Raw genomic sequence first — 25094 nt, 5'->3', positions numbered from 1 at the left:
CTGATTTGTGGCTGGATTCTGTCCGGCTTTGCTGGATCTGGCTCTGCCAACCTTGTAGCATAACGCCCTTGCTAGAATGAGGGCGTTGTTTTGACTGCTGTACCATCTATGACTGCTGGATCATCTGTGACAAATAGCATTGCTACGTTGCGCGAGCAATTGTTTGGCGAATTGTCCAACTGCATGAATAAAGACCTGTTTAGCCTGAAAAAACGGCTGCACGGGGTGAATAAACTAGACGCTACCAAACAGCAAGCGGCGCTTGAAAAAATTCAGGCCGACCTCGAAAAATCCAAAACCCTCAGAGCCCAGCGCCAACAAACTTTACCTCGTATTACTTATCCGCCTGAGCTACCAGTGGTTGGTAAACGCGAAGACATTAAAGCCGCCATTGCCGCCCATCAGGTGGTGATTGTGGCGGGTGAAACCGGTTCCGGAAAAACGACCCAGCTACCGAAAATTTGTCTGGAACTGGGTCGTGGCATCAAAGGTTTTATTGGTCATACTCAGCCACGCCGGTTGGCAGCGCGCAGTGTGGCGCAGCGCTTGGCCGATGAGTTGCAGTGTCAGCTCGGCCAGCAGGTGGGTTTTAAAATCCGCTTTGGCGATCACAGCACGCCACTTTCTCATATCAAACTGATGACCGACGGTATTTTGCTGGCGGAAATTCAGCAAGACCGGTTCTTAACGCAATACGACACCATCATCATCGATGAAGCGCACGAGCGCAGTCTGAACATCGATTTTTTGCTCGGTTATTTTAAGCAGCTGCTGCCGAAACGCCCTGATTTAAAAATCATTATTACCTCGGCGACGATCGATCCACAGCGCTTTTCGAAACATTTTAACGATGCGCCGGTGATTGAAGTGTCCGGCCGTACTTATCCGGTGGAAGTTCGCTACCGGCCAGCCAGTGAAAACGAAGATAAAGATGCCGATCAGCTGCAGGCAATCTTTGATGCAGTGAATGAGCTGTATCGGGAGCCGCCGGGCGATATTCTGATTTTCCTTAATGGTGAGCGTGAAATTCGCGATACCGCCGATGCGCTGGAAAAACAAAAACTGCCGCATACTGAAATCCTGCCGTTGTACGCCCGATTAAGCGCGGCTGAGCAAAACCGCATTTTCCAAAACCATGTTGGACGGCGCATCGTGCTAGCGACTAACGTGGCAGAAACTTCACTGACAGTGCCGGGCATTCGTTATGTCATCGACCCTGGCACCGCGCGCTTGTCACGCTATAGCTATCGCTCGAAAGTGCAGCAATTACCGATTGAAGCCATTAGCCAGGCCAGTGCCAATCAACGTAAAGGCCGTTGTGGCCGGGTGGCTGCCGGTATTTGTATTCGCTTATATAGCGAAGAGGATTTTCTGGGACGGCCGGAATTTACCGATCCGGAAATTCTGCGCACTAACTTAGCCTCGGTTATTTTGCAGATGTTGTCGCTGGGTTTGGGTGATATTCAGCAGTTCCCGTTTTTGCAAAAACCGGATAGCCGTTTTATCAACGATGGTGTGAAGTTACTCGAAGAGCTGGGCGCACTGAAAACCGAACGGGGCGAAGGGCTGCAACTGGCTCCTTTGGGCAAACAACTGAGTCGTTTACCGGTTGATCCCAAATTAGCGCGGATGATCCTCGCCGCTGCCGGGCAAAACTGTTTGCGCGAAGTGCTGGTGGTGACGGCGGCGTTGTCAATTCAGGACCCACGCGAGCGTCCACTGGATAAACAACAAAAAGCCGATGAACTGCACGGTCGTTTTACCGATCCGGATTCAGATTTTATCACCATGCTGAAACTTTGGGATTACCTGCAACAACAGCAAGAAGCTTTAACCAACAATCAATTCCGCCGCATGTGTAAAGTTGAACTGCTGAATTACCTGCGGGTGCGTGAGTGGCAGGATTTATTCGGCCAGTTGTCGCAAGTGGCGCAGGAACTGCAATTTACGATCAATGAGCAGGCAGGCGATTATCACAGCATTCACAGCAGTATTTTGACCGGTTTATTGGGCCAAATCGGTACCCGCGATTCTGAAGCCGATTATATGGGGCCGCGGCAAAGCCGGTTTTTTGTGTTCCCGGGCAGTGGCTTATTTAAGCGCAAACCAAAATGGGTGATGAGCGCTGAGCTGGTAGAAACCAGCCGCTTGTATGCGCGCACTATCGCCAAAATTGAACCAGAGTGGATTGAGCCGTTGGCGCAGCATCTGGTCAATCGCAGTTTCAGTGAGCCGCATTGGGAGAAAAAACGCGGCGCGGTCATCGCCTACGAGCAAGTGACGTTGTATGGTTTGGTGATTGTCGCCAAACGGGCGGTGCTGTATAGCAAAATTGACCCGGCGCTTTGTCACCAGTTGTTTATCCGTGAAGCGCTGGTGAATCAGGACCTTGGTAGCAATGAAGCCTTTTTACAGCACAATCAGCGCTTGATTGAAGCGGTCACTGAACTCGAAGACAAATCCCGTCGCCGCGATATTCTGGTTGATGAAGAAACGCTGGCTGGTTTTTATGCCGAGAAAATTCCGCAGTTTGCAAATAACCGCGTCGATTTTGCAAAATGGTGGCGCGAGCAGCAGAAAAAAAATCCGAAGTTTCTCAACTTTGACCCGGATAGCCTGAAAAAGCACGGTGCCGATGCGGTGACGGCCGACAGTTACCCGGAATTGTGGCGTCAGGGCAATCTGACTTTGCCACTGGAATATCATTTTTCGCCGGGCGCACCTGATGATGGCGTGAGTTTAATTATTCCGTTAACGCTTTTAAATCAGCTGCAAAATCAGGGCTTTGATTGGTTAATTCCTGGCCTTCGCCATGACTTGTTGGTGGCGCTGATTAAATCCTTGCCAAAAGTGCTGCGCCGTAATTTTGTGCCGGCACCGAACTACGCCGATGCGTTGCTGCAAAGTATTAAGCCGGACGATGGTGCGTTATTGGATGTGGTCAGTCAGCGCTTAAAACGGATGAGCGGTGTCACTATTCCGGATGGTAGCTGGGAATTATCAGCTTTAGATGCGCATCTGAAATTTAATTTTAAAGTGGTGGATGACCAGGGCCATACCCTGAAACAAGGCCGTTCGCTGGATTTACTGAAACAAGAATTGCAGGGTAAGGTGCAACAGACGTTGAGCCAAGTGGCCGAGCAGGGCATTGAGCAGCAAAAACTGACCGAATGGAGTTTTGGTGAATTACCACGCGAGTACATCAAAATTCAAAGTGGTTATGAAATCAAAGCCTTCCCGGCGCTGATTGATGATAAACACAGTGTGTCGATTAAATTGCTGGATAACCCGGAGCAAGCTAGGGCGTTGTCCTTGCTTGGACTACGCCGCTTGTTGCTGCTGAATATTCCATCGCCAGTGAAATATCTGCAGGAGTCGTTGCCAAATAAAGCCAAGCTGGGTTTGTATTTTAACCCCTTTGGCAAAGTGCTGGAGCTGATTGACGATTGCATCGCCGCCGGTATTGATAGCCTGGTCAGCGAAGCCGAGTGGCCGGAAAGTGACACAGAGTTTTTGCAACTGCGCGATAAAGTGCGCGCCGAAATCGGCGAGCGGGTGGTCAGCATTGCCCTCAAAGTGGAGCAAATTCTAACCATTGGCCATGATATTTCGAAAAAACTACGCGGCAGGCTCGATTTAGCTTTGGCTTATGCCAATGCGGATATCAAACAGCAATTAGATACTTTGCTGTTTAAAGGTTTTGTCACCGCACACGGCGCTGCGAAACTGGATGATGTGAAACGCTATTTACAGGCGCTGCAAAAACGGTTGGAAAAATTGCCGGTGGATCCACAACGTGATCGGTTAATGATGCACGAGTATCAGAAAGCGGCGGACGCTTATCAGGCGTTACTCGGTAAGTTTTCCGGCAAGGTGCTGCCAGTTGAAGTGGATGCTATCCGCTGGATGCTGGAAGAATTAAAAGTGTCGTTGTTCGCGCAGCAGTTAGGTACGCCGTACCCGATTTCGTCCAAGCGGGTGTTGTTGGCAGTGCAGGAATATAAATAACTTCTTGGTTAAAATTTGCTGAAACCGCCGTTGCGAAAATAACGCTGCGGCTTTCGCACCTTTACAGCGGGCGCTGAAAGAATTATAACAATCGGATGATTTATGCGCTGTATCTGGCCAACGCAACAGAGGATGTCATGCTGACTCGCAACGATAAACGAAATTACTTCCGGATGATGGTCAATAGCGATGTGCAGATGATCGTCAACGACCCGGAATCCGGCCGCGTGCTCAGCGGCATTTGCCGCGATTTAAGTGCCACCGGTATGTCAGTCGAAGTGGATGAACCACTGGAAATGGGGCTGATGCTGCATGTACGGTTAGAATCGACCAACACCAGTCTGGTGCCGCTCGATGCGCATGCCAAAGTGGTACGCTGCGGCGCGGAAAGCGAAGATATTTATTTACTTGGCTTGCTGTTTATCGAAATGAACTGACCGCTGTCGGTTTCCGGTGCGTGCTGGTTTGCACCACGGCAGCGGTGTGATTTGTCAAAATTTAACCAGTCGTGGCTCTTCGCCTGCCAAAAAGGTGACATTCGCCGATAAAGTCATTACCCTTGCCGCATTCTGAGTCTGCTCATTCTGATTTAACTATGTCATCTGCTCATTCTGTGAATTATTTCAGCTGGCGCAATCTGGCGGTGTTGGCGATACCGTCGTTAGCCGGTTTGTTCCTGTTTATGACACCCATTCCCTCAGCCCAAGGTCTGACGATCCCGGTCGCGATGCTGGCGAACTGGCTGAAAACCACTTTAGGTGATGCCATTCCCATGTTGTTAACGGTGTTGGTGGTGTCGTCAGCACTGGCGACATTGGGAACAAAACTGTTCCAGCCAGCGGCTTTATTACAACGGCCATTGTGGCAAAAGTTGTTTAACCCAAGCTGGATTTGGCTGTTTGTGCGCCTGCTGGGTGCCGCACTGATTGTGATGGTGTATTCGGGGGTTGGACCGGCCTTTGTGATTAGTAAAGCGACCGGGGCTCTGGTTTTTAACGACTTACTGCCGGTGCTGCTCTGTGTGTTTGTGTTTGCCGGTTTATTACTGCCGCTGTTATTGAATTTCGGTTTGCTGGAAATGGTCGGCACCCTGATGAGTAAAATTATGCGGCCAGTGTTCCGGTTGCCGGGTCGCTCCGCAGTGGATTGCATCGCCTCCTGGCTGGGTGATGGCAGCGTTGGTATTTTACTGACCAGCAAACAATATGAAGCCGGTTTTTACACCGCGCGGGAAGCCGCGGTGATCGGCACTACATTTTCAGCGGTTTCGGTTACTTTTTGTTTGGTGGTGTTGGGCCAGGTAAAACTCGAACATATGTTTGTGCCTTTTTACGCAACAATTTGTCTGGCCGGTATTGTTGCAGCCATTATAGTACCGCGCTTACCACCGTTAAACCGCAAGTCTGATACCTACCTGACCGGTACCGATCAAATGGTTGCTGAAGGCGGGCATTTCAGCCGTACATCAATTTGGGCACGTGCTTTTTCTCATGGACTACATCGTGCAAGTATGGCGCCCGGTGTAGGCAGTACGATCAAAGAAGGGTTAGAGACCGTACTGGACATGTTGCTTGGCGTGTTACCGGTGATTATGGCGGTCGGTAGTTGCGCGTTGATCCTGGCTGAATATACACCGCTGTTTAGTTACTTAGGTGCACCTTTTGTCCCGGTATTTGAACTACTGCAAATTCCATTTGCCAGCGAAGCTTCAAAATCGGTGATGGTCGGTTTTGCCGATATGTTCGTGCCTTCGATTTTAATTTCTACGGTGCCAAATGAAATGACCCGGTTTGTGATTGCGGCTTTGTCGGTCACACAACTGATTTATATGTCGGAAGTCGGGGCTTTGCTGCTCGGAAGTCGGATCCCGGTCACGTTGCTGGATTTATTACTGATTTTCCTGCTGCGTACCATTGTGACTTTACCGGTGATCGCAGGTATGGCACACCTGTTGTTTTAGACGTTGTTGATGCAAAGAAGACGTGCTTGATAAATAACAAAGGGACAGTCAATGACTGTCCCTTTATGCATTTTAGAGCTGTGAATGTTGGGTGCTTAACGCTTAAATTCCACGTTAAAAGTCACAGGGACCATTAAGCTAATGTCATTGAGCTTGGCGATTTCCTGCAGCTTGCGCACACCGGTGTCCAGCTTAAACGAAGCGCTGTTCACCAGCACCGGCGCTGTGGTCGAAGCCTGAATTTTGCCATCGGCCAGTTTAGTCAAAGTTAATTGTACCGGTAAGGTCTGCGTCTGATCTAATAACGTCAGGCTCAGCTCAGTACTGTGCTGCATGCTGGCGCCAACCATTAAATCTGACAGCAGCTTGGGGGCTATCATCGCGCTGGCACTGATCGTCGGGAAGGTTTTGGCATTCAGCACATGTTCCAGCATCCGCTCATTGCGGATCGGGATCAGCGTGTCGATGGTCGCGACCGGAATTTGCACCGACACTTTGCCATCGTCGACCCAGCTTCCCGACAGCTGGCTGAATTTATGCACTTCAGCCACCACGCCATTTTTCACGGACACAAAACGCAATTGTGATTGTGCTGGATCCAGTTGCCATGCGGCCTGGCTGGCAAAAGCGGTAGTAAGGGCAACGGCGGCGAATAATAAACGCATATCAACTCCTGTTGAAAGTTCGGGAAAAGCAAAAGCCTATCATAACCAAGCATGCTGACTGCAACCAGTGAAAATCGGAACTTTCATATCGGCTTTGTGTTAAATGGCGGAATTAAAGCGACTAAACGGACAGGATTGGCTTTCGGAGCTAACAGCGCCATCAGCTGAAATGCTGATGGCGTTGGAAATTCATTGATTGAAAAAAGCAATTATTGGATCAAACAAACCAAGCCTTTCAGGTAATGGCCTTCAGGATAAAAACTGGCGATTGGATGGTCGGTGGCCTGGCTTAACCGCTCGATAAACAAACAACCGCGATTGGCATCAAGCGCCGCATCGGCCACTACTTTGTGGAACAGACTTTCTTCAATCAAACCTGAACACGAGAAGGTCAACAGCAAGCCACCAGGTTTGACCAGCAGCATCGCCAGGCGGTTGATGTCTTTATAACCACGACAAGCGCCAACTAACTGACTTTTGTTTTCAGCAAATTTTGGTGGGTCCAAAATCACCATATCAAACTGTAAACCCTGATCTTTATACTGACGCAGCAGTTTAAACACATCGGCTTTGGTGTTGGTGAGTTGTGATAAATGCAGCTGATTCAGTTGTGCATTGCGGGTGGCTGTTTCTAATGCCAAATCGGATAAATCAGCGTTGGTGACATGATTCGCGCCGCCTTGCAGGGCAGACAAAGCGAAAGTGCCGGTGTAGCTGAAACAATTCAGCACATTTTTGCCTTTGGCATAACGGCCAGCAGCGGCGCGGCTGTCGCGTTGATCGAGATAAAAACCGGTTTTGTGACCGTTGATCACATCCACCAGAATATTCAGACCATTTTCTTTAATCACCACTTCGCCGGATTCACGCGGCAAATGTAACCAACCAGTTTTTGGCTCTAAACCTTCTTTTTTACGCACGTCGGCATCAGAACGCTCGTAAATGCTGTAACCGGCAAACAGTTGTTTTAAGGCGGCGATAATGTGTTTACGCTGACGCTCGGCACCGGCGCTCAGTAACTGACAAACCAACACATCAGCGTACAAATCGATGGTCACACCCGGCAAACCATCCGACTCAGCGGCAACCACCCGGATACCATTGGTTTGGTTTAAATCGAATAATTGCTGGCGGACGGCCCAGGCTTGTTGAATTCGACGTTGGAAAAAGTCGGCGTCGATCACTTCGTTTTGATCAAAGGTCCAGACGCGGGCGCGGATTTGCGAATTGGGTGAATAAGCGCCACGAGCCACAAACTCGCCTTTTTCCGTGACGATATCGACCGTATCGCCGGAGTTTGGTGTGCCATGCACCTGTTTGACCGCTTGGGAAAACACCCATGGATGGCGGCGTTTTAACGATTTATCACGGTCGGCTTGTAAAATAATACTGGAGGTCATGGCGTTGCTTCTGTGTTGGCGGGAAAGACGCGCATTTTAGTGTGTGAAGCGTCAAAGCTAAAGCGAAAGTTATGATTTGGGGGGCTGTTTGTCAGTTGCGGTGACTTCAGCGGTGCTTTCCTGCATAGTTTTGCCGCACAGTCAGGCAGAAATTCTGAGTTGTGATTGGATTGTCGCAATAGGCTTCGATGCGTTAAGGTGAGTTTTTTAGATTTCAGGACATTCCGATGAGCCAAGCCACTGAGCAATCACTAAATCCAAATCTGCCAATGCTGATGCGGGCGATTGATGTCATCAATCCAGGCCCAAACAGCGATCTTCACTTCGTCGAGATCCCTCTACCACCGCCATCGGCGCAACAAGTGCTGGTGAAAGTGGCTGCAGCAGGAGTCAACCGCGCCGATTTAGCCCAGCGCGCCGGTGTATATCCGCCACCGCCGGGCGAAAGCCCAATTCTCGGCCTGGAAGTCGCCGGCACTATCGTTGCGGTTGGTAGCGAAGCCGATAGCAGCCTTATCGGCAAAAAAGTGTTTGGCTTGGTGCCTGGTGGCGGTTATGCCGAATATGCCGTGCTGCAGCAGGACCATCTGTTATTTCAAAGCGAAGTGCAAGGTGATGTTGAAGCAGCTGCAACCGCAGAAGTATTTTTAACCGCATTTCAGGCGATGCTGCATATTGGTGATTTAAAGCCAAATGGCGCTGTACTACTGCACGCTGGTGCCAGCGGCGTCGGCACGGCCGGTATTCAGCTGGCCAAACAGTTAGGCGCAGTAGTGGCGGTGACCGTTGGTTCGGATAGCAAAGCGCAGGATTGTTATGCGTTAGGCGCTGATATTTGCGTCAACTATAAAACCCAGGATTTTGTCAGTGAGTTACAAAAATTTCGCCCGCAAGGTTTTAATGTGATTGTTGATGCGGTGGCGGCGGACTATATCAGCAAAGATTTACAGCTACTGGCGCTCGATGGCCGGATTGTGGTGCTGGCGATGATGGGCGGGCGCACGGTACCGCCTTTGGATCTGGCGTTGATGTTTAAAAAACGCGGCCAGCTGATTTGTTCGACCTTGCGCAATCGCTCGGACGATTACAAATCGCAGTTATGTCGCGATTTTATCAGCCAGTTTGGGCAGGCGCTGGCGCAGGGGGTGATCAAACCAGTATTGGCGCAGGTATTTGACTGGCAAGACGCTGCGGTGGCGCATCAACTGATGGCCAGTAATGCGGTGACCGGCAAATTGGTGCTGAAAATCGCGGCGAGTGAATAACGCACATTCAAGCCGTGGCTGGCTGTGGCAACTGATCCTGCTCGGTAAACAAGCTGCGGGCAAAGTGGTAAATCTGACTTTGATTGGCAGCTTTAAAACTGACACCTTGCTGGCTGACTTCACACCACCAGGCGGATAAGTCAGCAGGTTGTTTGCTGGCTAACGCCAGGGCGCTGAATAAACCAATGCAAATGCCAGAATTCGGATCGCGGGCTGATGGGTATTCAAAGGCTTCGATGCCACTGCTACGCATCGCTTTGCCAAGTTGCTGCGTCGCCTGATAGTGACTGCGGTCGGTAATAATGGCTGCGACTGTGTCAAAAGGCGGCTGTTGTAATTGGATACCGCGTTCAGTTTGATAAGGGACTGAAAACATGGTGTGGGCCGTCTGAATTTGCGCTTTGGGCGCAGTGCCGGACATCGAGTCCCAAAACAACAATCTGTAATATGCGGCTTCGGCTAGTGTGACATTCAGCGTCCCACCGCCATAAAAAATGCCGGGTTCATGCACCTGACCAAAACGCGAGCCCCATTTCAGCGGTGGGTAGCGAAATGGCGTTTTTAGTAAATAATGCAGATTTTGACAATGCGCCGGATAATTGGGTTTGGTGTCGTCCAGTAAAGTTTCCAGTAACGCCTGTTCTTCCAGCGTGTCGACGTAACCTAAAGTGGCAATTTGTTCCTGACTTTCAACCAGCCGTAGCAGCATGCCTTGCAGCGGTTTGATCTGATGTTCGCCCTGACATTGTTGCCACAGACTCACACTTTGCCCCGGATCGCATCCAAAAATTGCACCACCGTCATTAAACCGGCAATCGACTGAATTTGTTTGGCCGGAATATCGCCGGTAATTTGATTGGGATTTTGCATAAAATGGCGGATCCAGCTTTCGTCACCGCCGGTGACGGCATACAAAGCTCTGGCCAGCCGCACCAGCAGCAGCGCCAGTTCACCTTGTTTGGAAGTGGGGGAAAGTGATAATTGTTGTTTTAAGCGGCTGATGGCGGTGCGATGCACACCCAGTACGGCCGCCAGTTCGGTCTGGGTTAACCCCAGTTGCTGACTGGCATTCAGTACGGCTTTGGCGAGCACTAAATCGGCGCTGGGTTTGGCGATTGCAATGGCTGACATAACGGACCTCCTGCTGCATTTGCACAAATTATGCAGCATATGTGCATTATGCACAAGATCAGGTGGTGCCGGTCTGGTCTTTCACCGCACCAACATCAGCTGCGAGCTGCTGCGCTGTTTGCTCGGTGGTTTGATCGGTGGTTAGATCGGGATCAACGGCGTCCGCCGTTACCGGTTCCGGATCAAACTGCAGTTCCTGTTGTAAACCTTGCCCTGGTTCCGGCATGGCGTCTGCCGGTTCGGCCATCAGTTGCTGCTGCGCTGTTGCTTGATCAACACGTGGATCCAACGCCGCTGCCAATGGCGATGACACCAAATCACCCGATGCCATCACATAGTCCTTCGGCTGCGCTTTATCCTGTTGTTTTTGTTGATAGTTCACATGCGTGAGTCGCACAAATAACAAAGCTGCCACCAGCGCCATAAAGGCATACAGCATGCGGCTGCCGCCAAATTGCATAAAAGCAGAGGCAATCAGCGGGCCGGTACTGGCGCCTAAACCAAAGGTCAGCAGAATGGTGGCTGATAACGCAACCCGTTCATCCTGTTCAATATGTTGGTTCGCCATTGCTGTCGCAAGCGGGTACAAGGTAAAAGCCAGGATGCCAAAGCAGAAAGTAAACACCAGCTGCAAAGTGCCCGAAAGGGGCAAAATTGCCATCGCCAGCACCAATAAACCAAGCAAAACGGTATTGGTGCGAATAAGCCTGGAGCGGCGTACGCGGTCGGATAATTTACCCATCGGCCACTGCGCCAATAAACCGGCGACGACTGTCACTGCCATATAAGCGGCAACTTGCTCGGTATTCATGCCCTGGCTGGCGGCAAAGGCCGGTGCCAGGCCGTAAAACGAACCGACAATCATGCCCGCCATGGCAATGGTGGTCAGCGATTGCGGCACTTTTTGCCAGAATATTTTAATTTTCAGCGGCGCAGGGCGCATTGGATGGGGGTGAATTCTGCGGGTTAGCGCCAGCGGGACTATACAAAGTGCAAAACACATGGCGACTAAAATCAGCGGTTTAATCGTCAGTTCCGGGTTTAAACTCATCGCACCCTGGCCAAGCACCAAGCCGAGATAAGAAACAATCATATAACTGGCGAACACAGTGCCACGGTTTTTGCTGTCGGCTTGTTCATTCAGCCAGCTTTCCAGCACCATGTACTGGCACATCATACAAATACCAACCATCAGCCGCAGTACTAGCCAAATGTTTAAATCATCAACCAGCGCATGCCCCAGCGCCGAAGCGGTAACGATACCGGCGGTGGCAACAAAAGCCCGGATATGGCCAACGCGGGCAATCAGTTTATGGCCAATTTTTGAACCTGCCACCAAGCCCAGATAATAAGCCGACATCATGCCGCCAATCCAGATTTTGGAGACGTCAATAGCGGCCAGGCGCAAGCCCAGATAAGTGGTGAGTAAACCTGCCGCCAATACCATCAGTAAAGTGGCTAAATACAATGAAGAAAATGAGCGGATAGTGGCAGACATCTGCTGTCCTTAAGCCTGTCGTGGGAAGTAGAAACTCAACTTAAAAATTCAATCAAACCAACGGCCTGATAGCCGTTGTATCAGCGATAACAATAGAACCTCAGATTGTTATCGCTGTACTCTATCAATAGGTTACAGGATTGTTATTTCACCTGCATACCCGGCGTTGCACCATCATCCGGCGTTAGCAGGAAAATATCGGCACCACCAGGACCCGCCGCCATCACCATGCCTTCGGACATGCCAAAACGCATTTTGCGCGGCGCTAAATTAGCGACCATCACCGTTAAACGGCCAACTAAATCAGCGGGTTCATATGCAGATTTAATCCCTGCAAACACCTGGCGGGTTTCAAATCCAAGGTCAAGTTGCAGTTTCACCAGCTTATCTGCGCCTTCAACATGCTCAGCGCTGACAATCCGCGCCACCCGTAAGTCGAGTTTGGCGAAATCATCAAAATTGATGGTTGGTGCCAGTGGTTCAAAGCCAGTTGCTGTGCTTTCTGTGGCCACGACCGCCGCATTGCTTGCTGATTTGGCCGTAGTTTTTGCAGCCACTTTTACCGGCTCAGCACTGGCTTGCAGGTTTTCTTTTGAAGCATCAACCATTGCCTGGACTTTGACCGGATCCACCCGTTGCATCAATGGTTTAAACACATTGATGCGATGGGCGATGAGTGCGGTTTGGTAGTTATCCCAGCGCAGTTCGCTATTTAAAAAGGCTTCCACTTCAATCGCCATCGCCGGCAGCACCGGCTTTAAATAATGCATCAGTACGCGGAACAGGTGAATGCCCATCGAACACACCTGATGGGTTTCGACTTGTTTGGTTTCATCTTTGGCCAGTACCCACGGCGCTTTTGCGTCAATGTACTGATTGGCTTTATCGGCCAGCGCCATAATGTCGCGGATGGCGCGGGCAAATTCCCGTTGTTCAAACGAAGCGGCGATGCTTTCACCTTGGGCGACAAATTCGGCCAACAGTTCAGGCTCGGCGATGTCGGCAGATAAAGTGCTGTCGAATTTTTTGCTGATAAAGCTGGCGCAGCGGCTGGCGATATTCACCACTTTACCGACTAAGTCGGCATTCACTTTTTGTGAAAAATCTTCCAGGTTTAAATCCAGATCAACGATGCCTGAGGTTAATTTCGAGGCGAAGTAATAACGCAGATATTCTGGGTTTAAATTATCGAGATAAGTCCGGGCTTTGATAAAAGTGCCACGTGATTTCGACATTTTTGCGCCATTGACGGTGACAAAACCATGGGCAAATACGCTGCTTGGTTTGCGATAACCGGCACCATCCAGCATGGCTGGCCAGAACAGGCTGTGGAAATAAATAATGTCCTTACCGATAAAGTGATACACCTCGGCGTCAGAATCGAGTTTCCAGAAGTCGTCGAAGTTGATACCGGTTTTATCACAAAGGTTTTTAAAGCTCGCCAGATAGCCGATTGGGGCATCGAGCCAAACGTAGAAAAATTTGCCCGGCGCGCCTGGAATTTCAAAACCGAAATAGGGTGCGTCGCGGCTGATGTCCCACTGCTGCAAGCCTTCTTTAAACCACTCCTGCAGTTTGTTGGCCATTTCGCTTTGCAGCGAGCCGCCACGGGTCCAGTCTTGCAACATTTGCTCAAAGGCTGGTAAATCAAAGAAGTAGTGTTCGGAATCTTTCAGCACCGGCGTGGCGCCAGACACCACAGAGCGTGGGTTTTTCAGTTCAGTCGGGCTGTACGTGGCGCCGCAGGAATCACAGCTGTCACCGTTTTGATCCAAAGCGCCACATTTAGGGCAATCGCCTTTGACAAAGCGGTCCGGCAGGAACATTTGTTTTTCCGGGTCGAACAGCTGGCTGATAGTTTTACGTTTGATGTAACCACCGGCATCGAGTTTTTGATAAATTTCGCTGGCAAAAGCGCGGTTTTCGTCGCTGTGCGTGCTGTGGTAATTATCAAAACCAATCAGAAATTCTTTAAAATCAGCCTGATGCTCAACGGATGTTTGAGCAATCATTTGCTCTGGCGTTAAACCAAGCTGCTGCGCTTTGAGCATAATTGGCGTGCCATGCGCGTCATCAGCACAAACGTAATAACACTGATGACCGCGACTTTTCTGAAAACGTGACCAGATGTCAGTCTGAATATATTCCAGTAAATGGCCTAAATGGATTGGGCCGTTGGCATAAGGAAGGGCGCTGGTGATCAAAATTTTACGTTGGGTCATCAAAAATGGCTCTGCGTGCATAAATAACTGAAAAGAGATAACAACATGATACAATAACGGCCGTTAAAGCGCACCCCACAGAAGGTGCTGATGGTGTTTTTCTCTGTGGCGTTTTGCAGCCTGAGCACCTGAATTATGAGTTCCTGATTTTTGACCCTGCGGAGTTAAACAGATGTTTGGTTGGTGGAAAAATAAAACAAAAACCGCAACGATCACCGACGCACAGCTCGCCGTGATCCAGAATTTTCAGACCGATGAACTGCCGGTTGCCTTGGGTGAGTTGCTGCTGGATCTGCAACTGGAGCAAAAAACAGCAGGCGATATGTTAAAACTGCAGCTGCCGTTCGCTGCCCAATCAATAGCACCTTTATTATTACAGCAACTCAACGAAGTCGGTTTTCACGGCCAACTGGAACTGAGTGCGCTGAATCAACTGCCGACGACCATCGGCAACATCAAACAAATTATTCTGATCGCTTCCGGTAAAGGCGGCGTTGGTAAATCGACCACTGCGGTGAATCTGGCGGTGAGTCTGGCGCAAGAAGGCGCCAAAACCGGTTTACTGGATGCTGATATTTACGGTCCATCCATTCCGACCATGCTCGGACTTTATGGCGCAAAAGCCACTTCTCCCGATGACAAACACTTATTACCGCAGCATAAATTTGGCATTTTTATGCAATCGATTGGTTTTTTAGTGGACCCCGAAGCGGCCTCGGTTTGGCGTGGCCCGATGGCAAGTCAAGCGCTGTTACAGCTGATCAATGAAACCCAGTGGCCGGAACTGGATTATCTGGTGGTCGATATGCCACCAGGCACCGGTGATATTCAGCTGACGCTGGCACAAAAGTTACCTGTCGCTGGCGCTATTGTGGTGACTACACCGCAGGACGTGGCGCTGGCCGATGCCAAAAAAGGCATCAGCATGTTTAATCAGGTGAATATTCCACTGTTGGGTCTGGTTGAAAACATGAGTTATTACCAGTGCAGCAGCTGTGGTCAGATTGACGACATTTTTGGCACTAACGGTGGTGTTGAGTTGGCGCAACGTTATCAGGTGCCGGTACTGGGGCAGCTGCCGTTGCTCAAAGCCATTCGCGAACATAGCGACAACGGCCGTCCTATTGCTTTAGACGAAAGCGATCAGTCGGCGATCAGTCAGCCAGAAAATAAGCAATGTGCTGATATTTATCGGAAAATAGCCAGACAAGTGATCTTCGCTTTATACTGGCGCGGTAAAAAAATCAGCGAACAACAACCCCAAATTATCATGACGGACGATTAACATGAGACTGTGTGACCGCGATATCGAACGGTATCTGAGTGAAGGGAAAATCTGCATCGAGCCGATGCCAGAGCAAGACATGATCAGCGGTGTCAGTGTGGATATCCGCCTTGGCCATAAATTCAGAAGTTTTACTGCCTATGCCGCACCTTTTATCGATTTAAGCGGACCACGCGAAGAAGTGCAGGCGGCACTTGATTCGGTAATGAGTGATGAGCTGGTGCTCAACGATGACGAGGCATTTTATCTGCACCCAGGCGAACTGGCATTAGCCATTACGCTGGAATCAGTGACTTTACCGGCGGATATCGTCGGCTGGTTAGATGGGCGTTCAAGCCTGGCGCGACTTGGATTAATGGTGCATGTGACGGCGCACCGCATTGATCCGGGTTGGTCTGGCAATATCGTGCTGGAGTTTTATAACAGTGGTCGGTTACCGCTGGCGCTGCGGCCAGGGATGAAAATCGGTGCGCTGAATTTTGAGACCATGAGTGGTGCCGCTGACCGGCCGTATAACAAAAGAACCGATGCAAAGTATCAGCAGCAAACCGGTGCTGTGGCCAGTCGGATTGGCCAGGACGATCAGTCCTGAATATGTCATATCTTTGACTGACATCAGCTTTTTGACCGGTATCAGTCTTGGCGCATAAAAAACCATGCTCCACAAATCATAGTGCCAGAAATGAAAAAGCCCATGCAAAACGCATGGGCCGAAGCAATAAAGCAAAAATGAAGCAGGGCAATTATGCGATAAATCTGCGAACTCATGCAAGTTGATTTTGTTGTTTATTGTGTTTTTTTGCATAACTACCCGATTTAACCCTGCAGCTGCTGTTGCATAAGGTTGCAGTTTTCACCCCAAAGTAGCGGAACCGCCTGACATGTCCTTACAGAATATCGCCCGACTTTTACTGTTAGCCGCCATTTGGGGCGCCTCGTTTTTGTTTATCCGGATTGCAGTACCAGCGCTTGGTCCGGCGTTTTTAATGAATGGCCGGGTGTTGTTTGCGGCGTTGTTTTTACTGCTGGTGGCGCTGCTGCTAAAAAAACGGCTATTGCTGGCTGAACATTGGCAGCATTATCTGAAGCTTGGTTTTATCAATTCTGCGTTGCCGTTTTTGCTGTTCGCTTATGCCGCGGGCGTATTAACGGCGTCGTTATTGTCGGTACTCAATGCCACAGCGCCGATTTGGGGCGCGGTGATTGGGATTTTGTTTTACCGACAACCGCTTTCGGCCAAAGTGCTGTTAGGTTTGACACTTGGTGTCAGTGGCGTGGCCATTCTGGTCGGTTTTGACCCGGTGTTATTACAACCTGGAGCACTATGGGCCGTCGCGGCAGCAGCCAGCGCCGCTTGCTGTTATGGCATCGCCACCCATTACACCCGCCGCGCCAAAGCGGTAGAACCTTTTGCCAATGCCCACGGTAGTATGTGGGGCGCATTGTGTTGTTTGTTGCCGGTGACTGTATTATTTCCGGTACAACAAGCCATCACGCCAGGTGTTGCGGCGGCCGTGTTGGCTTTGGGCGTCGTTTGCACCGGCGTCGCTTATTTGTTGTACTTCAAACTGGTGCAGGAAGTGGGCGCGACTTCGACCTTGACTGTCACTTTTTTGATCCCGGTATTCGGCGTGTTATGGGGTTGGTTGTTCTTAAACGAGCAGGTTGGTTGGCACACTTTAGCGGGTTCGCTGACGGTGTTAACCGGTACTGCGTTAGTCACTGGATTTAACCCCGGTAGCAGTATTCAGAAATGGTTCAGACAGCGCCGCGTATAAACAAAAGTATCACTGGCAATTTCGGACCAGTTCCATCTTCAACAAAAGTTTGAAAACTGCCAAGGCAGTGAGGAGTGTAGTCCATGAACGGTGTCGGTTTTTCCCTCTCAATTTTTAGCTTAGCCCTGGCGCTGACCGGAACTGCGGTTTCGGCGCAAACGACGCCTGACACCGGCACACCTATTCAGGCCAATGCTGCCGCAGTCACTTTCAGCCAGGCTGAACTTGACCAGATGCTGGCGCCCATTGCCCTTTATCCTGACACTGTGTTGTCACACATCTTAATTGCCGCCACTTATCCGCTGGAAATTGTCAAAGCCACCCGCTGGCTCAGCGCACAATCGGCAATGACATCTGAACAAGCGTTAAAAGCCGCTGAAAACGAGCCTTGGGATCCCAGTGTTCGTGCTCTCGTGGCCTTTCCGCCGCTATTGACCAAAATGAATAATGAGCTGGAATGGACCCAAAAACTCGGTGATGCGTTCCTGATCCAGGAAGCACAGCTGATGGCGACGGTGCAGGCGCTGCGGGAACGCGCTTATGCGTCTGGTCACTTAAAAGACCAGGAACACATTACTGTTCAGCGGCAGGAAAAAGTGATTGTGATTGAACCTCGCACGCCGGAAGTGGTGTATGTGCCGGTTTACGATACGCGCGTGGTGTACGGTGACTGGATGTGGCGCGAATATCCACCTATTCACTGGCCATATCCGGATTATCACTCAGGTGGTTCTTACGTCTATTGGGGAGTTGGAGCGCGCGTGTCGTCGGCGTTTTATTTCTCGACTTTTTATTGGCCACAACGGCAGATTGTGGTGATCAATCATCATCGCCCAAATTATTACCATCGCCATCACGATATTGTACGTCATGAAGAACGCCGTCACTGGCGCCATAACCCTAAACATCGCCATGGTGTGGTGTACCATCAAAGTTATCAACCAACCCGTGAAATGCGTGGCCAGGGTTATCAACAAGCCGATGTCGGTGAGCGGCGCCGTTGGGCGGCAGATCAGCGCCAGCGCAATAATATCAGCGTGCCGGAAGATCGCCGGGTTCGTGAACAGTACCCGGAGCAGCAACGGGCGACAGTGATCAATCATGAGCGCTCTGGCACTGACATCGATCGCGATCGGTTGCGCCAGCATCGGGAAGGCGATCCGCAACGGCATCAGCAGCGAAGCCGTGAACTGGATGTCGTCAATGGCCAGCAAGCCGAAAATCCGGCTGCCGAGCGCCAAATTAATGTAGATGCCGGTCGCCATCAGGATAATAGCCGTGAGATGCGTGGGCGTATTGAGCAAACAGAACCTTTGAACAGCGATCAACCGACACGGGAGCGTTCAGTTTATAGCGCACCTGAACGGGTGGAATCTGTTGAGCGACCAGCCATCGATACGGCAGAGCCAATCCGACGTGAGCGTCCGGTGTATGAAACTCCGCGGGTTGAACGGCAGGAACGGCCGGTTTACGAGGCACCAAAACCGATAGAGCGGCAGGAACGGCCAGTTTACGACGCACCAAGGCCTATCGAGCGGCAGGAGCGTCCGGTGTACGAAGCGCCAAGACCCATCGAGCGGCAGGAGCGTCCGGTGTATGAAGCGCCAAGACCTATCGAGCGGCAAGAGCCGGTGTACGAAGCGCCAAGACCTATCGAACGGCAAGAGCCAGTGTATGAAGCTCCAAGACCAATCGAACGCGCTGAGCCAGCCTATGAAGCACCGCGGCCCATTGAACGTCCACAACCGTCTTTTCAGGCTTCAAGGCAATTTGACCGGCCACAACGCCAGCACGATGTATCGCGCCACGACGCAGGTCGGCATGATAGCGGCCGTCAGCAGCGGCAACGGACGTCCGAAAGCCGTGGCTCAATTGAATAGCCTGGCTGTTGAACACGTGGTTGTTGCAACAGCATAAGCGTCACACAGTGTACCCGAAAAACCACTGCCTAAAAGCAGTGGTTTTTTGCATTTAAAGCCGTGTATGCTGCTGACTTTGCAGCCGCTTACTGGAGTTAAAATGAAGCTATACGGTTCGTTGTCCTCACCCTTTGTCCGTCGTTTAAGATTGTTGCTGGTTGCTCAGCCGTATGAATTTATCAGTCTGAATATTTTTGAAACGGCCGGTCGGGAAACGCTTGTGCAGTTAAATCCAACGCGCAAAGTACCGATGTTGCAGGACGGCGAGCTGGTGATTTTTGATTCGGGTGTAATTTTTCGCTATTTGTGTCAAAAACTGCAATTGCCAGTGCTGAGCTGGGCCGATGAAAACCGGCTGACGATGATTAACGCGGTCAACGATTCGCTGGTTGAGCTGTTATTGTGTCAACGCAGTGGCTTTGATACTCAAAGCGATAAGCTGTTTTTTAATCTGCAACATGAGCGGGTTACCGGCACTTTGCAAGTATTGGAGCAAGAGGCGGTCGTAGGGCAGTTTGCGGACTGGGATTATCTGGCAATTAGTTTGTATTGTTTGTTGGACTGGGTGGAATTCCGGCAATTAGCCGATTTGATGCCATACCCGGCGTTACAACAATTTATGCAGGTGACCAAGGATCGGGCTGGCGTCGCCCAGACCGATCCAAGATTGGCAGGTTAGTAAGTAAAAAAACTAATCCAGACCAATAAAACCACCGGTCTGATGCGCCCATAATTGGGCATAAATACCACCGGCAGCAATCAGTTGCTGGTGGGTACCTTCTTCGACAATCCGGCCTTGGTCCAGCACAATCAGCCGGTCCATCGCCGCAATCGTCGACAAGCGGTGGGCAATTGCAATTACTGTTTTACCGGCCATCAGCGTATTCAGACTTTGCTGAATCGCCGCTTCAACTTCTGAATCCAGCGCTGAAGTGGCTTCGTCCAGAATTAAAATCGGCGCGTTTTTCAAAAGCACCCGCGCGATAGCAATCCGCTGGCGTTGACCGCCGGACAATTTCACACCACGCTCTCCGACCTGTGCGTCTAAACCGCTTTTGCCTTTGGGATCAGTGAGGTCGGCAATAAAGGTGTCTGCTTCAGCCGCTTTAATCGCTGCCAGTAATTCTGCTTCACTGGCATCCGGCTTACCGTACAACACGTTTTCACGTACCGAGCGGTGCAGCAACGAGGTATCCTGCGTCACCATGGCGATTTGCGCCCGTAACGATTCTTGCTGTACCTGACTAATATCCTGCCCATCAATCAGAATTTTGCCTTGCTCCAGGTCATAAAACCGCAGCAGCAAGTTGACCAGGGTCGATTTACCGGCGCCAGAGCGGCCGACTAAACCGACTTTTTCGCCCGGTTTAATTTGCAGTTGCAGCCCATTTAACACTGGTGCTTTGTGTTCGTGCCCGCTTTCTTTGCCAAAAGCTTTGCCATAGTTAAATTGCAAATCAGCAAAAGTAATAGCGCCACCAGACACCGCCAATTGCTTGGCATCAGGCACATCCTGCACCAGTTGTGGCTGCGCCAACGTGGTGATGCCATCGACCACGGTGCCGATGTTTTCAAATAAACCACTGACTTCCCACATGATCCACTGTGACATGCCGTTTAAGCGCAGTGCCAGACTGACTGCTATGGCAATAGAACCAATGCTGACAGCCTGCTCGGTCCACAACCAAATCGACATCGCGCCAATGGCAAACACCAGCAGGTAATTTAAGGTTTGTACCGAGAACGTTAACCAGGTTACCAGGCGCATTTGTTGGTAAACAGGCTGCAGGAACTGCGACATGCTGTCTTTGGCATATTCAGCTTCGCGGCTGGTGTGCGAAAACAACTTAATGGTATTGATATTGGTATAGCTGTCGACAATGCGACCGGTCATTTCGGAGCGCGCATCGGCCTGACGGGTGGCGACATCTTTTAGCCGTGGCACAAAATAACATTGCAGCGCGATATAGAGCGCCAGCCAGACCAGTAGCGGCGTCACTAACAGTAAATCGGCATCGGCAATCAGGTACAACATGGTGCTGAAATACACCAGCACATACACCATCACATCGAGCAACTTTGTAGCCGTTTCCCGCACCGCTAACGCCGTTTGCATCACTTTGGTGGCAATACGGCCGGCAAAATCATTCTGGTAAAAACTGATGCTTTGTTTGAGTAAATACCGATGGGCTGACCAGCGGATGGCCATCGGATAATTGCCCAAAATGGTCTGATGAATGACTGCGGCGTGCAGTAAAATCAGCGCCGGAATACCAACAGCCGTTAACAAACCCATGGTTAATAAGGTTTTACCTTCGGTTTGCCACAAGGTTTTTGGATCTTTTTCAATCAGCCAGTCGACCAACTGCCCCATAAAGCCAAATAACGATACTTCGAGCATCGCAATCAGCGCGGTTAAGGTTGCCATCACCAATAGCGGCCAGCCCATGCCTTTGCTGTAATGCAGACAAAACGCCAATAAACCACGGGGTGGCTGTTGCGGTTCGGCAGCTGGAAAGGGGTTAGTTAACTTTTCAAAAAAACGCAGCATAAAAGCTTGATCTCACTGATGAAAATTATAAAACGGCGGAATTATCGCGAGCATTATTTCGGGTATTATTGCGAGCATAGTGCGCCAGCACCTGCTGACTGACCGCAACCACTTGTTGAATTTGCGCCAGGCTGACATCCAGATGGGTGACAAACCGTAACCGGCAACGCTGCCCATCGGCACTTTGATAGCTGCCAGCGGTGCACAGAATACCTTGTTCGGTGAATTGCTGCCGTAGAAAATCAGCTAGTTTTGGTGACAGATCACAAAACAAGATATTGGTTTGCACCGGATGACAGCTAAACTCGGCCTGAAGTTGGTGTTGAGCAACAGCTTCGTTAAAACCTGCAGCTAATACCTGCGCATGTTGATGATCTTCAGCCAGTCGTTGCACATTGTGAGCAAGCGCATAACTGCCAGCTGCTGCCAGAACTCCGGCCTGACGCATACCGCCACCGAGCATTTTTCGGATGCGCCGTGCTTTGGCGATAAATTCGTGTGAGCCAAGCAGCAACGAACCAACCGGCGCGCCTAACCCTTTGGATAAACAGACCGAAATGGAATCAAAACCTGCGACCAACTGCCGCGCCACCTGATAAGGATCTTGCTGTTGTTGGGATGCAATCGCCACTGCCGCATTAAAAATCCGCGCCCCATCAATATGACATGCCAGACTTTGCGCTTTACAAAGCTGTTGCACTTGCTGCATATAATCCAACGATAACACCTGACCGCCGGTGGTGTTTTCAATCACCACTAAACGGGTGCGGGCAAAATGCGGATCGTCCGGTTTGATCGCCGCCAGAATATCGTGTAGCGCCAAAGAGCCATCCGGCTGATGGACCAATGGTTGTGGCTGAATCGAGCCGAGCACCGCCATGCCACCGGCTTCCCATTTATAGGTGTGCCACTGCTGACCCACAATGGCTTCATCGCCACGCTGGCAATGGCTCATCAAGGCGATCAGGTTGGTCATGGTGCCGCTTGGGGCAAACAATGCCGCTTCGAAACCCAATAATTCACAGGCTTGTTGCTGTAGTCCATTGACGCTTGGATCATCACCAAACACATCATCGCCCAGTGGGGCTTCAAACATCGCTTGTTGCATGGCAGGGGACGGGCGGGTGACGGTATCACTGCGTAAATCAATCATGGTTGGGCTCATATTGGGCTCATAGTTGGCAGCATATCGGAAAAATAGCGGAGAATGATTGGCGCTAGTGTGCCTGAATTCTGCACGGCGCTAAAGTCATCTGCGGCTAACTGAGTGATTTATCTGATCTGTTGATAAGGGTATGCCAGATCCATGCACCTGCGACCAATCGAATGCAACAGGGCCACTGATCTCCAAAAATCTGCAAGGTCGAAACTTATTCAAATTTTTGCGGCAGATTGGCAAGGTCCGGTACCAGCCATTGTGGCTCAATACAATCCGTCAGATGCTCGCCAATATAACGAATAAACTGGCGCGAAGCCGCATCCAGCCTGCGATCTTTCCGTCGTACCAGATACCAGTGACTTTCCAGTGGAAAACCGGCCACTTTCAGCACAGCACAAGGTTGTGGTTGTTGGCCCAGGGTATGGGCGGAAATCACCGATAAGCCTAAGCCAGCTGCCACACAAAGCCGGATCGCTTCATTACTTTCAATCTGCATGGTTTGTAGCACACCCAGCCCTTGACTGCTGAGCCAGGACTCAAACATCAAGCGTGTGGCAGAGCCTGGCTCGCGCATCAGAAACCGCTCTTGTTGTAACTGCGAAAATGTCAGATTGGGCATACCAACCGCCCAATGATCCGGTGGTGCTATCAACTGCAACGGATTTTTCAGAATACGTGCCGCCTGCATTGTCTGACCGGCTGGCGGATGACTAAACAGATACAAATCATCTTGTTGGCGTTCAAAGCGCGACAAGATATGTGCGCGGTTGCCCACATTCACCGTAACCGTCACTTTGGGGAATTTGCGGTAAAAACCACCGAGAATTTGTGGAATGACATATTTGGCGGTCGTAACTATACCGAGGCTGATTTGCCCAAGATTACCATCCCGCTCTTCGCTGAGAAAACTGCTGAAGTCGTCAAATCTTCCTAACACGTCACAAGCCGCCTGATACAGCTCCAGCCCAATCAGCGTCGGTGTGAGTTGCTGCGCCTGATATTCCAACAGCGGCGCGCCCACAGCTTCGGTTAGCTTTTTTAATTGCAACGATACCGTTGGCTGCGTCAGATGCAGCATTTTTGCCGCTGCCGTCACCGAGCCCAAGCGCACCACCTGCACATAGACTTGTAACAATCGAAAACTCAGTTGCCGAACATCCATAGATGATTGTCTATACCTGGCTCTGAAACAATTAATTATCCAATATAACCATTTGTCGGCACAATCGCCAGCCAACAGGTTGCAAGTGTCGCTTTGGTGAGCACGTTGCAGCCGTTTGCTTGGGTTCACACAGGAGTTATCAGATGCCGGATATTGTGATTGCGTTTTTTGTGCTGGGGTTAACGGCCGGCTTGTTAAAATCTGATTTAAAAGTACCACCGTCCATCTACGAAACCTTGTCGATTATGTTGATGCTGGTACTTGGCCTCAAAGGTGGTATGGCGTTACACGGTCAATATTCCCACGCCATGTTAGAAAAGCTGATCCCAATTGCCTTAATGGGGTTGTTGATCCCGTTATTGCTTTATCCACTGCTCAAACGTTTAGTGCGGTTGTCGCAAGCCGATTCGGTCAGTATCGCCGCGCATTATGGTTCGGTCAGCGCCGGTACTTTTGCGGTAGTGTTGGCGCTGGTGGAGTTTCAGCAGTTGCCGCTGAGCGCGGAAACGACGTTATATCTGGTGGTGCTGGAACTCCCTGCCATCGTTGGGATGTTGTGGTTGCATCAGAAACTGAGCGGCGAGGGCAGTACCTGGAGCATCCTGCGCGAGTCACTGACCAGCCGTGGTGTATTGCTGTTAGGTGGTGGGGTGTTGATTGGCGTGCTGTATGGCCCTGCTGGCCTGGCACCGTTAACGCCGGTGTTGTTTGGTGGTTTTAAAACCATGCTGGCGCTATTTTTACTGGAAATGGGTTTGTGTACGGCGCGCGCTTGTTCGCCCTTGCCACTGGCGCAGTGGCGTTTACTCGCCTTTGCCGCAGTGGCGCCTTTTGGCTTGGCCTGGCTCGGGATTGGTGTGTCGCTTTGGTTAGAGTTACCGCATGGCAGCGCTTTAGTCCTAACGGCGCTCACCGCCAGCGCCTCTTATATTGCAGCGCCGGCAGCCATTCGCGCTGCTATTCCCAGCGCCAATATCGGATTGGCGTTATTGGCGGCGCTGGGGATTACCTTTCCGGTGAATGTGCTTCTGGGGATCCCGGTGTATCAGCAGTGGTTGGGTTGGTTTTATCTGAACTCATAGTACGCTCTA

19 protein-coding genes are annotated in these 25094 nt (G+C 50.7%); 10 read left to right on the top strand and 9 right to left on the bottom strand.

Features of this window, described 5'->3' with window-relative positions; genetic code table 11:
* The first annotated feature begins 126 nt into the window (after positions 1-126).
* The 3 genes from hrpA to EOE67_RS04670 all read left to right on the top strand — a co-directional run bounded on the left by hrpA (position 127) and on the right by EOE67_RS04670 (position 5968).
* On the top strand, positions 127-4008 hold the full coding sequence (gene hrpA, locus EOE67_RS04680) for an ATP-dependent RNA helicase HrpA (RefSeq protein ID WP_240652715.1): 3882 nt from the start codon (positions 127-129) through the stop codon (positions 4006-4008).
* A gap of 137 nt (positions 4009-4145) precedes the next feature.
* The gene (locus EOE67_RS04675) at positions 4146-4445 is read left to right on the top strand and encodes a PilZ domain-containing protein (protein ID WP_127697884.1); all 300 of its coding nucleotides are present in this window, start codon (positions 4146-4148) and stop codon (positions 4443-4445) included.
* Positions 4446-4603: 158 nt separating this feature from the next.
* The gene (locus tag EOE67_RS04670; RefSeq protein ID WP_127697883.1) at positions 4604-5968 is read left to right on the top strand and encodes a YjiH family protein; all 1365 of its coding nucleotides are present in this window, start codon (positions 4604-4606) and stop codon (positions 5966-5968) included.
* A 95-nt stretch (positions 5969-6063) separates the two neighbouring features.
* On the opposite strand, the gene EOE67_RS04665 is transcribed toward EOE67_RS04670, so the two are convergent.
* On the bottom strand, positions 6064-6633 hold the full coding sequence (locus EOE67_RS04665) for a YceI family protein (RefSeq protein WP_127697882.1): 570 nt from the start codon (positions 6631-6633) through the stop codon (positions 6064-6066).
* Between the two features lie 209 nt (positions 6634-6842).
* On the bottom strand, positions 6843-8033 hold the full coding sequence (locus tag EOE67_RS04660; protein ID WP_127697881.1) for a class I SAM-dependent rRNA methyltransferase: 1191 nt from the start codon (positions 8031-8033) through the stop codon (positions 6843-6845).
* Between the two features lie 227 nt (positions 8034-8260).
* Between EOE67_RS04660 and EOE67_RS04655 the strand changes: the two genes are divergently transcribed.
* The gene (locus tag EOE67_RS04655; protein WP_127697880.1) at positions 8261-9298 is read left to right on the top strand and encodes an NAD(P)H-quinone oxidoreductase; all 1038 of its coding nucleotides are present in this window, start codon (positions 8261-8263) and stop codon (positions 9296-9298) included.
* A 7-nt stretch (positions 9299-9305) separates the two neighbouring features.
* On the opposite strand, the gene EOE67_RS04650 is transcribed toward EOE67_RS04655, so the two are convergent.
* The 4 genes from EOE67_RS04650 to metG all read right to left on the bottom strand — a co-directional run bounded on the left by EOE67_RS04650 (position 9306) and on the right by metG (position 14149).
* On the bottom strand, positions 9306-10061 hold the full coding sequence (locus EOE67_RS04650; protein ID WP_127697879.1) for an RES family NAD+ phosphorylase: 756 nt from the start codon (positions 10059-10061) through the stop codon (positions 9306-9308).
* Complete coding sequence (locus EOE67_RS04645; RefSeq protein WP_127697878.1) at positions 10058-10429, bottom strand: MbcA/ParS/Xre antitoxin family protein; 372 nt, start codon at positions 10427-10429, stop codon at positions 10058-10060. Before EOE67_RS04645 ends, EOE67_RS04650 begins: the two co-directional genes overlap by 4 nt.
* Before the next feature lie 58 nt (positions 10430-10487).
* A complete protein-coding gene (locus tag EOE67_RS04640) occupies positions 10488-11927 on the bottom strand; it encodes an MFS transporter (RefSeq protein WP_127697877.1) in 1440 nt (479 codons plus the stop codon).
* A 143-nt stretch (positions 11928-12070) separates the two neighbouring features.
* Positions 12071-14149, bottom strand: a complete 2079-nt coding sequence (gene metG, locus EOE67_RS04635; protein ID WP_127697876.1) for a methionine--tRNA ligase — start codon at positions 14147-14149, stop codon at positions 12071-12073.
* Between the two features lie 172 nt (positions 14150-14321).
* Here metG and apbC point away from each other — a divergent pair, with 172 nt between their 5' ends.
* The 5 genes from apbC (at position 14322) to EOE67_RS04610 (ending at position 19810) form a co-directional block, all read left to right on the top strand.
* Positions 14322-15434, top strand: coding sequence for an iron-sulfur cluster carrier protein ApbC (gene apbC / locus EOE67_RS04630; RefSeq protein ID WP_164852219.1), 1113 nt, complete (start codon positions 14322-14324; stop codon positions 15432-15434).
* Position 15435: 1 nt separating this feature from the next.
* The gene (dcd, locus tag EOE67_RS04625; RefSeq protein WP_127697875.1) at positions 15436-16026 is read left to right on the top strand and encodes a dCTP deaminase; all 591 of its coding nucleotides are present in this window, start codon (positions 15436-15438) and stop codon (positions 16024-16026) included.
* Between the two features lie 289 nt (positions 16027-16315).
* A complete protein-coding gene (locus EOE67_RS04620) occupies positions 16316-17212 on the top strand; it encodes a DMT family transporter (RefSeq protein ID WP_127697874.1) in 897 nt (298 codons plus the stop codon).
* Positions 17213-17295: 83 nt separating this feature from the next.
* On the top strand, positions 17296-19092 hold the full coding sequence (locus tag EOE67_RS04615; protein WP_127697873.1) for a DUF3300 domain-containing protein: 1797 nt from the start codon (positions 17296-17298) through the stop codon (positions 19090-19092).
* A gap of 139 nt (positions 19093-19231) precedes the next feature.
* A complete protein-coding gene (locus EOE67_RS04610) occupies positions 19232-19810 on the top strand; it encodes a glutathione S-transferase family protein (RefSeq protein WP_127697872.1) in 579 nt (192 codons plus the stop codon).
* A gap of 12 nt (positions 19811-19822) precedes the next feature.
* On the opposite strand, the gene EOE67_RS04605 is transcribed toward EOE67_RS04610, so the two are convergent.
* The 3 genes from EOE67_RS04605 to EOE67_RS04595 form a co-directional block, all read right to left on the bottom strand.
* Positions 19823-21682, bottom strand: a complete 1860-nt coding sequence (locus tag EOE67_RS04605; protein ID WP_127697871.1) for an ABC transporter ATP-binding protein — start codon at positions 21680-21682, stop codon at positions 19823-19825.
* 25 nt (positions 21683-21707) lie between these two features.
* A complete protein-coding gene (gene ltaE, locus EOE67_RS04600; RefSeq protein ID WP_240652714.1) occupies positions 21708-22847 on the bottom strand; it encodes a low-specificity L-threonine aldolase in 1140 nt (379 codons plus the stop codon).
* Positions 22848-23052: 205 nt separating this feature from the next.
* Positions 23053-24003: a LysR family transcriptional regulator gene (locus EOE67_RS04595; RefSeq protein WP_127697870.1), complete on the bottom strand. Its 951-nt coding sequence runs from the start codon at positions 24001-24003 to the stop codon at positions 23053-23055.
* A gap of 143 nt (positions 24004-24146) precedes the next feature.
* Here EOE67_RS04595 and EOE67_RS04590 point away from each other — a divergent pair, with 143 nt between their 5' ends.
* Positions 24147-25085 carry a sodium-dependent bicarbonate transport family permease gene (locus tag EOE67_RS04590; protein WP_127697869.1) on the top strand — a complete coding sequence of 313 codons (939 nt, stop codon included), beginning with the start codon at positions 24147-24149 and terminating at the stop codon, positions 25083-25085.
* Positions 25086-25094: the final 9 nt, after the last annotated feature.

Origin of the sequence: Rheinheimera riviphila, assembly GCF_004005945.1 — a bacterium.
Lineage (GTDB): Bacteria > Pseudomonadota > Gammaproteobacteria > Enterobacterales > Alteromonadaceae > Pararheinheimera > Pararheinheimera riviphila.
Note: the sequence above shows the minus strand (reverse complement) of the source record. Positions and strands in the feature narration are given on the sequence as shown.